General features: G+C 56.0%; 1 protein-coding gene. It reads right to left on the bottom strand.

The features are described from left to right. Positions 1 to 935: elongation factor Tu (tuf, locus tag ACFMKP_RS24750; RefSeq protein WP_382296522.1), on the bottom strand; the 935-nt coding region annotated here is incomplete at both ends.

Here is a 935-nt window from a genome sequence, read left to right on the forward strand (position 1 = left end):
TTCAAGCCTTGTTCGATAGCAACCGGAACGATCAACTCCACCGTCATTTGGATGTTGTCGCCTGGCATCACCATTTCCACGCCTTCGGGCAAGCCAATCGCACCCGTCACGTCCGTCGTCCGAACGTAAAACTGTGGGCGATAGCCACTGAAGAATGGGCTGTGGCGGCCACCTTCTTCTTTCTTCAACACGTACACTTCGGCTTTGAACTTGGTATGGGGTTTGATCGAGCCTGGCTTTGCCAAGACTTGACCGCGTTCCACGTCCGTCCGTTCAATCCCGCGCAAGAGTGCCCCCACGTTGTCGCCGGCGCGACCTTCGTCCAGCAACTTCTTGAACATTTCCACCCCGGTCACGGCGGTGGTGCGTACGTCTGGTCCCATCCCGATGATTTCAATCGTATCGCCAACTTTGACGATCCCGCGTTCGATCCGACCGGTCACCACAGTACCGCGGCCTTTGATCGAGAACACGTCTTCGATGGGCATCAAGAATGGTTTGTCGATGGCGCGTTCTGGCGTTGGGATATAGTCGTCAACCGCTTGCATCAATTCTTGGATTGATTGATACTCTGGTTGGCTCGCATCGGTTGATGCGCTATCCAATGCGCCTTTCGCTGAGCCGCGCACGATCGGAATTTCGTCGCCCGGGAAGCCGTATTTGGTCAGCAACTCGCGCAATTCCATTTCGACCAGTTCGAGCAACTCAGGGTCGTCCATCATGTCGACTTTGTTCAAGAAGACCACCATCGCGGGCACTTCGACTTGGCCAGCCAAGAGGATGTGTTCGCGGGTTTGGGGCATCGGGCCGTCGGGTGCCGAGACCACCAAGATCGCACCGTCCATTTGGGCAGCGCCGGTAATCATGTTTTTGATATAGTCGGCGTGGCCTGGGCAGTCGACGTGGGCATAGTGGCGATTTTCGGTTTCGTACTC

Source organism: Herpetosiphon sp. NSE202 (assembly GCF_042688385.1).
In the GTDB taxonomy this organism is placed as follows: domain Bacteria; phylum Chloroflexota; class Chloroflexia; order Chloroflexales; family Herpetosiphonaceae; genus Herpetosiphon.